The organism is Kitasatospora sp. NPDC041917, from assembly GCF_055589745.1.
On record NZ_JBVJBI010000052.1, the window covers coordinates 37366 to 51608 of the forward strand.

At 73.3% G+C, this 14243-nt stretch carries 12 protein-coding genes; 7 read left to right on the forward strand and 5 right to left on the reverse strand.

Translation table 11 applies throughout. The annotated features are described in order from the left end of the window. The first annotated feature begins 264 nt into the window (after positions 1 to 264). Both ACZ6EM_RS36060 and ACZ6EM_RS36065 read left to right on the forward strand, forming a co-directional pair. Positions 265 to 1098: a GNAT family N-acetyltransferase gene (locus ACZ6EM_RS36060; protein WP_401048103.1), complete on the forward strand. Its 834-nt coding sequence runs from the start codon at positions 265 to 267 to the stop codon at positions 1096 to 1098. Further along, positions 1095 to 1916 (forward strand): lysophospholipid acyltransferase family protein, encoded by an 822-nt coding sequence (locus ACZ6EM_RS36065; RefSeq protein ID WP_452177868.1) that lies wholly within the window; start codon positions 1095 to 1097, stop codon positions 1914 to 1916. The genes ACZ6EM_RS36060 and ACZ6EM_RS36065 overlap by 4 nt, the downstream gene beginning before the upstream one ends. 93 nt (positions 1917 to 2009) lie before the next feature. Here ACZ6EM_RS36065 and ACZ6EM_RS36070 read toward each other — a convergent pair whose 3' ends face one another. Further along, positions 2010 to 3575, reverse strand: a complete 1566-nt coding sequence (locus tag ACZ6EM_RS36070; RefSeq protein WP_465774245.1) for an MFS transporter — start codon at positions 3573 to 3575, stop codon at positions 2010 to 2012. 124 nt (positions 3576 to 3699) lie between these two features. On the opposite strand from ACZ6EM_RS36070, the gene ACZ6EM_RS36075 reads away from it, so the two are divergent. From ACZ6EM_RS36075 to ACZ6EM_RS36090, 4 genes are all read left to right on the forward strand, one after another. Then, complete coding sequence (locus ACZ6EM_RS36075) at positions 3700 to 4398, forward strand: TetR/AcrR family transcriptional regulator (RefSeq protein WP_452177866.1); 699 nt, start codon at positions 3700 to 3702, stop codon at positions 4396 to 4398. A gap of 70 nt (positions 4399 to 4468) precedes the next feature. After that, positions 4469 to 5431, forward strand: a complete 963-nt coding sequence (gene pip, locus ACZ6EM_RS36080; RefSeq protein ID WP_465774246.1) for a prolyl aminopeptidase — start codon at positions 4469 to 4471, stop codon at positions 5429 to 5431. 106 nt (positions 5432 to 5537) lie between these two features. Then, positions 5538 to 6536 carry a YdcF family protein gene (locus ACZ6EM_RS36085; RefSeq protein WP_465774247.1) on the forward strand — a complete coding sequence of 333 codons (999 nt, stop codon included), beginning with the start codon at positions 5538 to 5540 and terminating at the stop codon, positions 6534 to 6536. A 356-nt stretch (positions 6537 to 6892) separates the two neighbouring features. Beyond that, positions 6893 to 8401: an extracellular catalytic domain type 1 short-chain-length polyhydroxyalkanoate depolymerase gene (locus ACZ6EM_RS36090; protein ID WP_465774248.1), complete on the forward strand. Its 1509-nt coding sequence runs from the start codon at positions 6893 to 6895 to the stop codon at positions 8399 to 8401. Between the two features lie 94 nt (positions 8402 to 8495). On the opposite strand, the gene mca is transcribed toward ACZ6EM_RS36090, so the two are convergent. After that, a complete protein-coding gene (gene mca / locus ACZ6EM_RS36095) occupies positions 8496 to 9413 on the reverse strand; it encodes a mycothiol conjugate amidase Mca (RefSeq protein WP_465774249.1) in 918 nt (305 codons plus the stop codon). 40 nt (positions 9414 to 9453) lie between these two features. Further along, positions 9454 to 10899: an MDR family MFS transporter gene (locus ACZ6EM_RS36100; protein ID WP_465774250.1), complete on the reverse strand. Its 1446-nt coding sequence runs from the start codon at positions 10897 to 10899 to the stop codon at positions 9454 to 9456. Positions 10900 to 11095: 196 nt separating this feature from the next. Between ACZ6EM_RS36100 and ACZ6EM_RS36105 the strand changes: the two genes are divergently transcribed. Further along, on the forward strand, positions 11096 to 11743 hold the full coding sequence (locus ACZ6EM_RS36105; RefSeq protein ID WP_465774251.1) for a TetR/AcrR family transcriptional regulator: 648 nt from the start codon (positions 11096 to 11098) through the stop codon (positions 11741 to 11743). A 205-nt stretch (positions 11744 to 11948) separates the two neighbouring features. Here the strand turns inward: ACZ6EM_RS36105 and ACZ6EM_RS36110 are convergent, their stop codons facing one another. Continuing rightward, positions 11949 to 12917, reverse strand: a complete 969-nt coding sequence (locus tag ACZ6EM_RS36110; protein WP_465774252.1) for a thioester reductase domain-containing protein — start codon at positions 12915 to 12917, stop codon at positions 11949 to 11951. Continuing rightward, on the reverse strand, positions 12836 to 13612 hold the full coding sequence (locus tag ACZ6EM_RS36115) for an acyl carrier protein (RefSeq protein WP_465774253.1): 777 nt from the start codon (positions 13610 to 13612) through the stop codon (positions 12836 to 12838). The genes ACZ6EM_RS36110 and ACZ6EM_RS36115 overlap by 82 nt, the downstream gene beginning before the upstream one ends. Between the last annotated feature and the right edge of the window lie 631 nt (positions 13613 to 14243).

Sequence of the window (14243 nt, forward strand, 5' to 3'; positions counted from 1 at the left end):
GCACGATGCGGCCGTACGCCCCTGCGGCGGGAGTTGTCCACCCCCGGCGGGCGAGCGCCGGGTGCCGGACAAGTGACCGCCGGGCCACGGGTGTTCCCATTCAACAGGTGCACATCTGCGCTCCGCCGGGCCGCAACATAAATGCCAACCGGCTCGGAGAGACATACGGGGACCGGTTCGCGTCCATGCCCAACCGCCTGCGGACCGGGACGGTGCCCTGGTGATCCACGGCACCGCCGATCGTGCTGCCCTGGAGGGTCCGCCATGACCACCGTCCCCACGTACGCTCCGTCCGCAGTCGCCCCCACCCACGACGCCCAGGCGGTCCCCGCGCGCCGCCCCCGGCCCGCCGCCCCGGCCGCGTACACCGTCTCCCTCGCCCGCGACGAGGACGACGTGCGCGCCGCCCAGCGGCTGCGTCACCAGGTCTTCGGCGCCGAGCTGGGCGCGGTGCTGCACAGCCCGGTCGAGGGCCTGGACGTCGACCCGTTCGACGAGTACTGCGACCACCTGCTGGTCCGCGAGGGCGAGCAGGGCGCCGTCGTCGGCACCTACCGTCTGCTGCGCCCCGAGGCCGCCCGCCGGGCCGGCCGGCTGTACTCCGACGGGGAGTTCGACCTCTCCGCGCTCGCGCCGGTGCGCCCCGGCCTGGTCGAGCTCGGGCGCTCCTGCATCCGCCCGGACCACCGGGGCAACGGCGCCGTCATCAACCTGATGTGGGGCGGCATCGCGCGCTACCTGGCCGACACCGGCAACACCTGGGTCGGCGGCTGCTGCTCGATCGAGCTGGCGGACGGCGGCGCCACCGCGGCCCGGGTCTGGGACACCGTCAGCGCCAAGCACCTGGCGCCCGAGGAGTACCGGGTCACCCCGCACCGCCGCTGGGACGCCACCGGGGTGGCGCGCGCCGAGCGGGGCGCGCTGCCGGCCCTGCTCCGCGGCTACCTGCGGCTGGGCGCCTGGGTCTGCGGCGAGCCCGCGTACGACCCGGACTTCGACTGCGCCGACCTGTACGTGCTGCTGTCGCTGGAGCGCACCGACCCGCGCTACCTGCGGCACTTCCTGTCCGGCGTACCCGCCTCGGGCGCCTCGTCATGAGCGTGTGGCTGCCCACGGCGACCTGCCGGCCCGAGACCTGCCTGGCCGAGGCCTCGCCGGAGGTCTCCCACCCCCGGCGGGCGCTGCGGCTGGCGGCCTGTCTGACCGCCGTGCTGGCGGGGGTCGTGCTCGGCCTGCCGGTCCGGCTGTTCCCGTACCGCGCCCGGATCCTGCTGGTCCGGCTCTGGGCGCGGACGGTACTGCGCGCCCTCGGGGTGACCGTCCACCTCGCGGGGCCCGACGGGCCGGGTCCCGGCGCGGACGGCGGGGTGCTGGTGGTGGCCAACCACGTGTCCTGGCTGGACATACCACTGCTCGCGGCCGGTCGGCCGGGCCGGTCACTGGCCAAGACCGAGGTCCGGCAGTGGCCGGTGCTCGGCCCGCTGATCGCCGGGTGCGGCACCGTCTTCCTGGACCGCGACCGGCTGCGGACGCTGCCGGACACCGTCGCCGCGGTGGCCGGGGTGCTGCGCTCCGGGCAACCGGTGATCGTCTTCCCGGAGGGGTCGACCTGGTGCGGGCGGGAGAGCGGCCGGTTCCGGCCCGCCCTGTTCCAGGCGGCGGTGGAGGCGGGCGCCGACGTCCAGCCGGTGACGATCCGCTACCGGCTGGCGGACGGGCGGCCGACCAGCGTGCCCGCCTTCATCGGGGACGACGGGCTGCTCACCTCGCTCGCCCGGGTGGTCGCGGCCCGCGGGCTGGTCGCCGACGTGACCTTCCTGCCGCCGATAGCGCCGCCCGGCCCGCAGCCCGCCCGGGCGGGCGCCCGGCGCGAGCTGGCCCACAGGGCGCAGGCGGCGATCGAGGGCATCCGCTGACGGGCCGCCGGTGCGGCGGCCCGTGCGACGGGCACGTCCGGGTATGCCGTGCGCCCGGCCGGGCCCCGGCCGGATCGCCGACTGGTTCGCCGATCAGGCGGAGCGGGCCTCGGCCGGCTCCGCCGGCCGCGGACGGACGGCCTCCGGCGGGGCGATCGGACGGGCCCGGCCGAGCAGGACGGCGACCAGGACGGCGGTGACCGCGAGCGCGACCGCCCCGCAGCGCACGGCGAGGTGGATGCCGTCGATGAAGGCGCCGTCCACCGCCTCCTGGAGCGGACCGGGCAGTGCCGCCGCGGCTGCGCCACCGCCGTGCACCGCGCCGGTGGGCGCGTCCGCGATCGGACCGACGGCGTCCGGCGGGACGCCGAGCCGGTGCAGGGCGGCCGTCAGGGAGTCGGTCAGCCGGTCGGTCAGGACGGCGCCCAGCACGGCGATCCCGAGCACCCCGCCGAGTTCGCGCAGGGTGTTGATGGCGGCCGAGGCCATCCCGGTCTGGGCCGGGGCGACCCGCTGCATCACCCCGATCGACACCGGGGTGAAGGTGAGCCCCATCCCGAGGCCCATCGCGAACAGCGTCCACAGGTATTCGAGGTAGTGCGCGTGGTCGCCGTACAGTGACAGGCCGCCGAGGCCCGCCGCGCAGAGGACGAGGCCGAGCACCAGCGGCGGCCGGGGCCCGTGGCGGGCGGTCAGCCGGCCGGAGAGCGGCGCGGCGAGCACCAGCATCGCGGTCATCGGCAGCCCCGCGTAGCCCGCGGCGGCCGGGGACCAGCCGAGGGTGCCCTGCATCATCAGCGGCAGGAAGAACAGCGCGCCGAACATCCCGAAGCTGACCATGAACCCGCTGAGCAGCGCGCCGCCCAGCATGCCGTCGCGGAACAGTCGCAGCTCCAGCATCGGTTCGGCGAGCCGCAGTTCGAGCAGCAGGAAGGCGATCAGCAGCACGGCGGCCGCGGCGCCGCAGCCGAGCACCCGGGCGTCGGTCCAGCCCCGGGACGGGCCCTCGATCAGCGCGTAGACCAGCAGGCCGAGTCCGGTGGCGGACAGGGCGAGGCCGCCGAGGTCGATCCGGCGGGCTCGCGGCGGGATGTCCGGGAGCACCCGGGCGGCGAGCAGCAGTCCGGCGACGCCGATCGGCACGTTGATCCAGAACACGCTGGCCCAGCCGAGGTGTTCGACCATCGGGCCGCCGACCACCGGTCCGACCGAGAGGCCGAGCGCGGAGACCCCGGACCAGGTGGCGATGGCCTTGGCCCGCTCCTGCTCGTCGGTGAAGACGTGCCGCAGCAGGGCGAGACTGCCGGGGGTGAGCAGCGCGGCGCCGACGCCCTGGAGCATCCGGGCGCCGACCAGCACGCCGATCGTGTCGGCGAGCGCGGCCAGGGCCGATCCGACCGTGAAGAGGGCGAGGCCGAGCCGGAACACCCGGGTGCGGCCGTAGCGGTCGCCGAGTGCGCCACCGGTCAGCACGAAGGCCGCGTAGACCAGGCTGTAGCCCTCGGCGACCCATTGCAGGCCGCTGATCCCGGCGTCCAGTTCCTGGCCGATGCGGGGCAGGGCGTTGTTGACGATGACGTTGTCCAGCATGGACATGAACATGGTGACGCAGAGCGTGAGCAGCGCGAGCCGTCGGCGGCGGGCGCTCGATTCCTCCATGGGTTCCCTCCCGGTCATGAGCCCCTAACACTGTTAGGAGTCGGCGCGACAGCCACAGAGTGCACCTAACGGTGTTAGATTGCAAGCGGGAATCCACCACACGGCCGGAGGCGTCCGCACACCCATGCCGCAGAACCACCCCGACACGCCCGGGACCGACGACACGACACCCGCCCTGACCAGGGACGCCCTCGCCCAGGCCGCCCTGCGCATCCTGCAACGGGACGGCCTGGCCGGGCTGTCCATGCGCAAGGTCGCCGCCGAGGTCGGCGTCAAGGCGGCCTCGCTGTACTGGCACGTCCGCAACAAGCAGGAGCTCCTCGACCTGCTCACCGACGCGCTGTTGGGCTCCGCCGAGCCCCCGCCGCGCACCGGCGGCTGGCGCGAACAGTTCCACGCGTACAGCTGGCGCTACCGCCGCCTGCTGCTCGACACCCGGGACGCGGCCAAGGTCGTCGCCGGTCGGCTCGCCCCCGGGCCCCACCTGCTCGGGCTGATGGAGGACCAGCTGGACCGGCTCCGCGCGGCCGGCTTCTCCGACGCCGACGCCGCCATGGCCAGCTACCTGCTGGGCGCCTTCGTCCAGGGCTTCGTGCTCCAGGAACAGTCGCCGATCTCGGCCGCCGAGGTGCTCGGCACCAGCCGCCGGGACATCGCCGACGCCGCCGGCGACCTGTTCCGCGCCCTGCCCGCCGAGACCTTCCCCAACCTGGTCGCCCTCGCCGACGACCTCACCGCGCCGGACATGGACGCCCGCTTCGAGTTCGGCCTCCAGCGGGTCCTCGACGGCCTCGCCGCCCTGCTCCCGCCGGAGCACCGCTGAGCCCCTCCTCGGGTTCGACACCGGGGTAGGCTCGCCGGGCCCACCCCGTACGACCACGGAGGAGTCACCGATGCCCGAGCCATACCCCCTCTACGAACCGTACGCACAAGGCCTGTTGGACGTCGGCGACGGGCAGCTGATGCACTGGAACGCCTCCGGCGACCCGGCGGGCAGGCCGGCCGTGGTGGTGCACGGCGGGCCCGGCTCCGGCCACAGTCCGGGCACCCGGCGGTACTTCGACCCGGAGCGCTACCACCTCGTCCAGTTCGACCAGCGCGGCTGCGGGCTCAGCCGCCCGGCCGCCGCCGACCCCTCGACCAGCCTGGAGCACAACACCACCGCGCACCTGATCGCCGACATGGAGCGGCTGCGCGAGCACCTCGGCATCGACAAGTGGCTGCTCTACGGCGGCTCCTGGGGCTCCACGCTGATCCTCGCCTACGCGCAGGCCCACCCGGAACGGGTCTCCGCGATCGTGATCTGCGGGGTCACCATGACCCGTCCCGAGGAGACCGACTGGCTGTACCGCGGCGTGGGCCGCTTCCTGCCCGCGGCCTGGGAGGCGTTCCGGGACTTCCTTCCGCCCGCCGACCGCGACGGGGACACCTTCGAACTGCTCGCCGCCTACAGCCGGCTGCTCGACAGCACCGACGAGCCGGTCCGGCGGGCCGCCGCCAACGCCTGGGCCACCTGGGAGGACGCGGTCATCTCGCACGAGAGGCTGGGCAAGCCGAACGCGTACACCGACCGGCCCTCCGACGCGCTGATGGCCTTCACCCGGATCACCGCGCACTACTTCTCGCACCGGGCCTTCCTGCCCGACGGCCAACTGCTGCGCGACGCCGGGCGACTGTCCGGAATCCCCGGCGAACTGATCCACGGCCGACTGGACCTCGGCGGGCCGGTCGACACGGCCTGGCAGCTGGTCAAGGCCTGGCCGGACGCCCGGCTGACGGTCATCGACGACTCCGGGCACACCGGCAGCCCGCGGATGCGGGACGCGATCCTGGCCGCGATCGAGCGCTTCGCCTGAACCCCGGCCGGGCGTCCGGGGCACCCACCGGGCGCTCACCGGGGCCCTCGGTTCCTCCGAACGCCCGGCCGGTTCGTACAGGTGGGATTCCCCTACGATACGACGCATGATCGCCTATGCCCCAGCCGCCCTGTTCTTCCTGTTGTTCGGAATCGGGGTAGTACGCGACCGTCGCCAGTTCAGCAACGCCGTCCTGCTCGGCATCGCCGTCTCCCTCCTGTCCCTCGCCCTGCTCGCCGAGCTCCGCAAGGCACCCAGCATGGTGATCACACTCGCGGCGGCGGTCATCGTCCTCCTCCCGGCCCTCGGCACGGCGGCCCTGGTCTGGTTCCTGCTCGCCAACGGCCTGACCATGATCCGCAAGGAGGGCAGACGGCCGGCCAACCTGCTGTCACTGCTCGCCGGGCTGGGCATCCTCGGCGTCATCGGACTGCTGGTCGCCGCCCTCATCGTCCACTCGCGGCCGCTGGCCGCGCTCGCGGGCACCGCGGTCCTCGTGGTCGGCTACGTCTCCTTCCTGTTCACCTGCTTCGTCGGCTACGCCTTCCTGTACAGCCGTCACCGGCCGTGCCGGGACGTGGACTTCGTGATCGTGCTCGGCTCCGGGCTGATCGGCGGCGAGCGCGTCCCGCCGCTGCTCGCCAGCCGACTGAACCGGGGCCGCGAGGTGTACGAGAAGCAGGCCGCCCGCGGCAACCCGCCGGTGCTCATCACCTCGGGCGGCCAGGGGCCGGACGAGAAGCTGCCGGAGTCCCACGCGATGGCCGACTACCTGGTCGAACGCGGCTTCCCCGAGGAGCACATCGAGCGGGAGGACCGCTCGCGCACCACCGAGGAGAACCTGCTGTTCAGCAAGGCCATCATGGAGCAGGCCAAGCCCGACTACCGCTGCGTCGTGGTCACCAACAACTTCCACGCCTTCCGGGCGGCACTGCTCGCCCGCCAGACCGGCGTCAACGGCCACGTCTTCGGCTCTCCCACCGCCCGGTACTACTGGCCGAGCGCCACCATCCGCGAGTTCGCCGCGATCTTCCTGTCCCACAAGCTGGTCAACTTCGGGATCTGCGGCTTCATCGCCCTCTGCGGAGTGCTCGCGGCCCTGTGAGCCGCCCCGGGACCCCCACCCGGGCGGGCCCCGGTCGCTCCGGCGGCCGGGGCCGGTTCTTTTCCATCCGTCATCGGGTTGTGGAGATGGTCCCCGGGTTCGCCCTGGAACACCGCCGTCCCCGACGTCACCTCGCCTCAAGTGCGTTCCGGTGCGGGGCAGGTACGGCCTTCAGCGCTCCGCAAGACGCCCGGCCGGGCCGCAGGACCACGGCGCGGGGCGCGGGCCGCAGGAGCATGGCGGCCTGCGCCATGCCCGGGCGGTGGACCCCGGATGACCGTCACATGGCACCGGGCCTGCGGGCGCGCCACGCTGCACGGGACCGGCCCCCACTCCTCCCCCACGTTGGAGTCCCCATGCCACTGCGCCCCACCGCCGCGGCGCTGCTCACCACCGTCGCTCTCGCACTCGGCACCGCCGCGCCCTCCGCAGCCGTCGCCTCCCCCACCGCATCCACTGCCACCACGGTTTCCCCTGTCACGGCCTCCGCCGCATCCTCCGTGGCGGCGGCCACCAGCGGCAGCTTCCAGCAGGTCACCGGGTTCGGCACCAACCCGGGCAACCTCGCGATGTACACCTACACGCCCGCCGGCTTGCCCGGCGGCGCGCCCCTGGTGGTCGCGCTGCACGGCTGCGTCCAGAGCGCCACCGACTACTACCGCAACTCGGGCTGGACCAAGTTCGCCGACCAGTACGGCTTCGCGGTGGTGTTCCCGCAGACCAGCAGTGTCAACAACAGCCTCTCCTGCTTCAGCTGGTTCGACGCGAGCCGGGCCGCCCGGGGCGTCGGCGAGGCCAGGTCGGTGGTCGAGATGGTCGCCAAGGCCGAGTCCCTGTACGGCTCGGACGCCCACCGGGTGTTCGTCACCGGGCTCTCGGCGGGCGGCGGGATGGCCGCCGACCTGTTGGCGGACTACCCCGACGTGTTCGCCGGCGGGGCGATCGACTCCGGGCTGCCCGCACACTGCGCCACCACCCAGGCCGCCGCCTCCGGCTGCCAGAACTCCGACCAGGGGCTCACTCCGGCCCAGTGGGGCGACAAGGTCCGGGCCGCGTACCCGGGTTACACCGGGCCGTGGCCCAGGGTGGCGATCTGGCAGGGCACCGCCGACACCGTGGTCAGGCCGGTGAACGCGGCCGAGCTGCGGGACCAGTGGACGAACGTCCAGGGCCTCGGCCGTCAGCCGACCGGCACCCGGAGCCTGCCCGGCGGCACCACCCAGGAACTCTACGCCGATGCGAACGGAAGGCCCGCGGTGGCCGTGTTCACGATCAGCGGGATGGGCCACGGCCTGGCCGTCGACCCGGGCTCCGGGGCCGACCAGTGCGGGGCGACCGGCGCCTACTTCCTCGACACGATCTGCTCCGGCTACTACACCGCGCGGTTCTGGGGGCTGGACGGCGGCTCCGGCCCCACCGACCCCGGGCTGCCCGCCCCGACCGGGCTGACCGCGACCGCGGCCGCCGGGTCGGTCGCCCTCGGCTGGCAGTCCGTCAGCGGCGCCTCCTCGTACCAGGTCTTCCGCGATGACGCCCAGGTGGGCAGCACGACCGGCACGGCCTTCACCGACACCGGACTCGCGGCCGGCACCACGTACCGCTACACCGTGGCGGCGGTCGACGGGTCGGGCGCCGCCGGCCCCCGGTCGGCGGCGGTGACGGCGACCACTCCGGGCGGGGGCACCCCCCAGTGCTTCACCGCCAGCAACTACGCGCACGTCTCGGCGGGCCGTGCGACCCAGACCGGCGGCCAGACCTACGCGCTCGGCTCGGGCCAGAGCATGGGGCTCTGGAACACCTTCGTCACCCACACCCTGAAGCAGACCGGACCGGGCTACTACGTGCTCGCCGACGGCCAGTGCTGAGCGGACGGCCGCTGCCGAGCGGACGGCGGCCACCGCGCCACCGGGTGACGCCGCGAACGCCCGCGCCGCGCCCGCGCCGCACCCGTCGTCCGGCTCACCCCGCCCCCACCTCCACCCCTGCCTCCGCCCGTAGCCCGGCGAACAGGTCGGTCTCGATCGTGCCCTCCCCGACCGCCGCACCCACCACCGGCACCAGGCTCCGGGCCAGGTGGTAGTCCTCGGTCGGCCAGACCTCGCGCTCGATGTCCCGCGGGTGGGCCATGAAGGCCACGCCCGGCTGGACCTGGGTGGCGTGTGCCAGCATCGCCGCGTCCCGTACGGCGAACTGCTCGGCGCACGCCACCCGGGTGGTGGTGGCCAGGGCCGGCGGGGTGTCGGGCCAGCCGGCGAGCAGCTCGCCCATCCCCGAGGGGACGCCCCGTTCCGTCATGGCCTCGTGCAGGGCCCGGAACCAGGCCCGGGAGAGCGCCAGGTGGTAATAGAGCTTGGACACCTGCCAGGGCTCGCCCGGCCCGGGATCGTGCTCCGGGTCGGCGGCGGCTTCGACGGCCGCCATCGTGACCCGGTGGGTCATCACGTGGTCCGGGTGCGGGTAGCCGCCGGTCTCGTCGTAGGTGATCACCACCTGCGGGCGGAACTCCCGGATCAGTGCGACCAGCGGCGCCGCCGCGAGCTCCACCGGCCGGGCGGCGAAGCAGCCCTCGGGAAGGAGTTCGTCCGGGCCGGGCATCCCGGAGTCGACGAAGCCGAGGAACTTCTGGCGCACACCGAGGATCTCCCGGGCGGCCGCCATCTCCTCGCGCCGGACGCGGGCGATGTCGGCCCGGACCTCGGGCCGGTCCATGGCCGGGTTGAGCACCGAGCCGCGCTCGCCGCCGGTGCAGGTGGCGACCAGGACGTCCACGCCCTCGGCCGCGTACCGGGCGAGGGTGGCCGCACCCTTGCTGGACTCGTCGTCGGGGTGCGCATGGACGCTGAGCAGGCGAAGGCCGTCGGGGTGACGGATGGACACGGGTGCCTCCAGGTCCGGGTGGTCGGGAGCCGGCCGGTGGTCAGCCGGATCGGCGGGTGTTCGGGTAGAGCAGCGCCGGAGCGATGGCGAGCGCGGACAGGGCCAGCACCCACCAGAAGGTCTCGCCGAAGGCCGCACCCGGCCGGCCCGGGTGCCCGTCCTGCGCCTGTTGGAGCGCCAGCGTCAGCACCGCCGTGCCGAGCGCCCCGCCCACCCGGTTCAGCACGTTGACCGCACCCGCCGCCGCCGGCACCTGGTCCTTCTCGACGCTCCCGTACACCACTGCCAGGCCGGGGATCGCGATCATCCCCATGCCCGCGCCGCGCAGTGCCAGCGAGCCGGCGATCAGCCAGGCGGCCGGTTCGGAGCCGCTGCCCAGCTGGGTGAACGCGATCGTGCCGACCAGGGAGCAGCCGATGCCGATCATGATCAGCGGACGCGGCGCGATGCGGTCGGTCATCCGGGCGGCCAGCATGGCGGTGACCGCCGTGCCGAGGGCCTGCGGCGCCAGCAGCAGACCGGCCTCCACCGCGCCGGCGTGCTTCACCTGCTGGTAGTAGAGCGGCACCAGGAACATCGAGCTGTAGAGCGCAGCGCCCTGCAGGAAGCTGTTCGCCGTCGCCACGCTGAAGCCGCGCCGGGCGAACAGCCGCAGGTCGATCAGCGGCGTCCGGACGCCCCCGCGCCCCACCCACAGCGCGTACCAGCCGTAGGCCGCCACCAGCACCGCGCCCGCCGCCAGAGCGACCCAGCCGGCCGTTGCGCCGTCACCGATCGTCGCGAGCCCGTAGACCAGCCCGGTCAGGCCGGGCGAGAGCAGCACCAGACCGGTCACGTCCAGCCGGGGCTTCGGTGCGTCCGACGTCTCGTCGGACGGCAGCCAGCGGGCGGCGAGCAGCAGGATCACCAGCCCCACCGGCACGTTCAGCAGGAACATCCAGCGCCAGTCGAAGTGCTCCAGCACCAGCCCGCCGAGGATCGGCCCCAGGACCGGGGCCAGGCTGATCGGAAGCATCAGCGTGCCCATCACCCGCCCGACCCTGGACGGCCCGGCCGCTTGTATGATGATCGCCTGGCCGAGCGGTTGAATCATCCCGCCGCCGATCCCCTGCAGCACCCGGAAGGCGATCAGACTGCCCGTCGACCAGGCCAGGCCGCACAACGCCGATCCGAGCACGAACAGGACGACCGAGGCGAGCCACGCCCGCCGCCCCCCGAAGCGGCCGGCGGCCCAACCCGAGAGCGGCATGGTCAGCGAGATCGCCAGCAGGTACCCCGTGGCCACCCACTGCATCTCCGCGATCGAGCCGTGCAGATCGCGCCCGACGGAGTCGATGCCGACGTTGACGATCGTGCTGTCCAGCAGCGCGAGCACCGGCCCCAGCGCGAGCACCCCGCCCATCTTCCACAGGCCCGGCGGAATCGGCTCCGGCTCCCCCTCCCGGACTCCTCCCGACCGGCCCTTCGCAGCAACGGATGCGGTCATGCGCCCTCCCCTGGTCGCCCTTGGGCGAGTCGCCCCCGAATCCGCGTGCCGCCACTTCGACGCTCACCCGGCACACTCTCGGACGCCCACCCGGGCAGCCGCTCCGGCCGCCCCGGAAAGAACTTAGGACGGACACATCGATTAGGTCAAATCTAATTTCTGTACTCGACCCAGCTTCCTGCGCTAGGCTCCCGGCATGACCGAGACCGGGACGACTCCGAACCTGCGCGAGCTCAACAAGCGCCGCACCCGTGAGGCGATCTCGCACGCCGCGACCAGGCTCTTCATCGAGCGGGGCTTCGACCGCACGACCATCGCCGAGGTCGCGGCCGCCGCGGGCGTCGCCAAGATGACCGTCACCAACCACTTCCCGCGCAAGGAGGACCTCTTCTTCGACCTGCACGAGGAGCTCGTCGTCCGGCTCGCCGCAACGGTCTCCGAGCGCGCATCGGGCGAGTCCGCGCTCGCCGCGCTGCGCCGCGACTGCCTCGCCGGGCTCGACCGGCACGACGCCCGGCTCGGCTTCTCCGGCCCGGAGTTCGCCCGCACCGTCTTCGACAGCCCCGCCCTGGGCGCCCGGCTGCGCGAACTGCACGAGCAGAGCGAGACGGCACTCGCCGAGGCGCTGGCCGAGGCGGTGCAGGAGAGACCCGTCGGCTTCGAGTGCCGGGTCGCCGCCGCGCTGCTCGCCGCCGTGGACCGTGCGGTGTTCGCCGAGGTGTTCCGCCGCACCCTGGCCGGCGAGGAGCAGGCGGCGATCGCCGCCGCGGTCCGCCCCTCGGCCCTCCGGGCCTACGACCGCCTGGAGAGCCCCCTCGGGAACTTCGCCGTCCGGGACGCCTGAGTAGGGTCGGGACTGGCGCGGTGGCTGACGCTCCGTTTCCAGCCCCCGCCGCTTCACCCCGTGCATGTGCAGTTCGACCAGAGGAACCCCGCGCAGGAGCATCCGTTGGCCACCATCCACTCCACCACGGCGAGGTACTACCTGGACGGCGGGGAGGGTGCCGGCAGCGGACAGCTCGCGTGCGCCGCAGCCGCCGGGGGTGGTGTCATACCGGGCGGTGCGCCCGGAGGTCGGCCACGTACTTGGTGATCAGGTCCGGTGACAGACAGGGGATGTCGCTGTCCTCGTCGAGGGCTGCGGCCCGGACCGCCGCACGGAACCGGCCCGCTGGCAGGGCGGATCCGGCGAGTGGCGGTGCCGGCTCGGCGAAGGCGTGCAGCAGCGGGAGCAGCGAATGCTGCCGCTGGCGGTCGGGCAGGCCGCGCAGGGCGGTCTCGAAGCGCTCGGTCCGCTCGGCGTGGTCCTGGACGCGTGTCGGGGGATGCCCGGCTGCGATCAGCCAGTCGACGACCGTGTCGAGCGAGATGCCGTCGTCGTGCGGGTTGACCACGTTGTAGGTCCGGTAGCCCTCTCGTGCGTCGTCACCGAGCGCGGTGACGACCCGCGCGGTGAAGTCCACCGGGAGTGCGTCGAAGTGTCCGCGCCCGTCGCCGGTGCCCCGGGCGTAGAAGCTGCCGGGTGCGATGCCCGTCGCCAGCAGGCTCAGCACGAGGCGGGTGAAGACGTCCGGGACGTTGAGCTGACCGCGGTAGCGCGGGTGCGCGAGGATCATGTTCGAGCGGAAGACGGCGACCGGTAGGCCGAAGGTCTCGTGCGCCTCGCGCAGCAGCACCTCGCCGGCCCATTTGCTGGCCGCGTAACCGTCGGCGTAATCACCGTCGAGGTCGCGTGCCCCGCAGGCGGTGCGGATGTCCGCCGACTCGTCGGCGGCCGCCGCGTTCCCGAGCACGACGGCGACCGTCGACAGGTAGGTGAACTGCTTGACCCGGGACGTGACCGCGAGCCTGATCAGTTCGGCCGTTCCCAGCACGTTGGGGCCGAACAGCTGGCCGTAGGGCAGGACATGGTTGACCAGTGCCGCCGGGTGGACGATCAGGTCCACGGTGTCGGCCAGCCGCTGCCAGGTCTCCTCGTCGAGTCCGAGACGCGGTTCCCCGATGTCGCCGGCGACCACCTGGAGATGCCGGGCGCGGCGGACTCGCGGTAGCGCGCCATGAGTTCCGGGTCGCCGCTGTCGAAGGCCGCGTCGAGCCGTGCCCGGGCCTCCTCGGCGGAGGAGCCGCGGACCACGCAGACCAGCGTGCCACGGCGCTCCGCCGCGCGCTCCAGCCATTCGAGGCACAGGAAGCGGCCCAGGTAGCCGTTGGCGCCGGTCAGCAGGCCGGTCCGGGCCTCGGGCAGCGGACCGGCCGGCCTGCGTCCCTCGGCCTGCTCGACGGTCCGCGCGTCGAGGAACGCGTCCAGCCACAGCTGGGCCGCGTCCAGCCGCGTCGCGTCCGAGCCGTGCACGCTGTCGGCGGTGGGACGACGGTGTCCCGCCGCGAGCGCCCGCTCGATGTGATCGGCCACCCGCTGCAGCGAGTCGACCAGGCTGATGCTCACGTCGACGGGGACGTCGACGTGGAAGATCTCCTTCATCAGCCGGGAGAACGACAGCGCCGTGAGGCTGTCACCGCCGAGTTCGAGGAAGCGTGTGCCGGGCTCCACGGCACCCTCCTCCAACCCCAGAAGCGACTGCGCGGCCCGGAGCACGGTCGCCGGTACCGGCGGGTCGGCGCCGGTGCGACGCAGCGTCCGGACCTCCTCGGCCTCGCGGTCGGACAACTCGGTGTACAGCGCTTCGAGACGCTCGCCGTACCGCTTCGTCACGGGCTGCTCTCCGGGGTGCGCAGCGGCTTGCGCACCCCGGAGAGCAGCCCGTTCTCCTGGGTGAACGGCTCGGTCTCGACGAGGAGGTCCCGCGGGACCTCCTAGGAGTTCAGCCCCGCCTCGGTGGCGAGCTTCCGCAGGGACTCCCGAAGGATCGGCCTGAGGCGCCGGGCGTCCCCGTCGACGCGGTCGAGGGCCTCCTGCGTCGGCACGGGCGCTGAAGTCCACGAACGACCAGATGGCGCAGCCTCAGATTCAGCAGAGGTACCAGCGACACCGGATAGTCCGCGCCGCGCCCCTCGCGCCAGGAGAGATACGCCTTCAGCACGGGCGAATCGTCCCGGTCCGCAGTGAGTGCCTGTGTTCAAAGGTCCTAGCGGTGCTTGCCGAGGTCAGAAATCGAACAGGCGGATCGGCGCTGTGAGGAGGAGGTTGGATGGCCGTGGTGGCGGCAGCCGTGGATGGTCCGTAGATCCGGCGCCGCCTGGGGGCAGAGGGACGGGGCTCCTCGGCAGGTGACACGGGACCGCCCCCGTCTAGTACTGCAACGGTGCCTACCGTGACGGTTGTTCAGGTCGGTCGTTGCTCCTGTCATGGGTGGGGACATATCTGAGGTCGATGCTCGGCGATG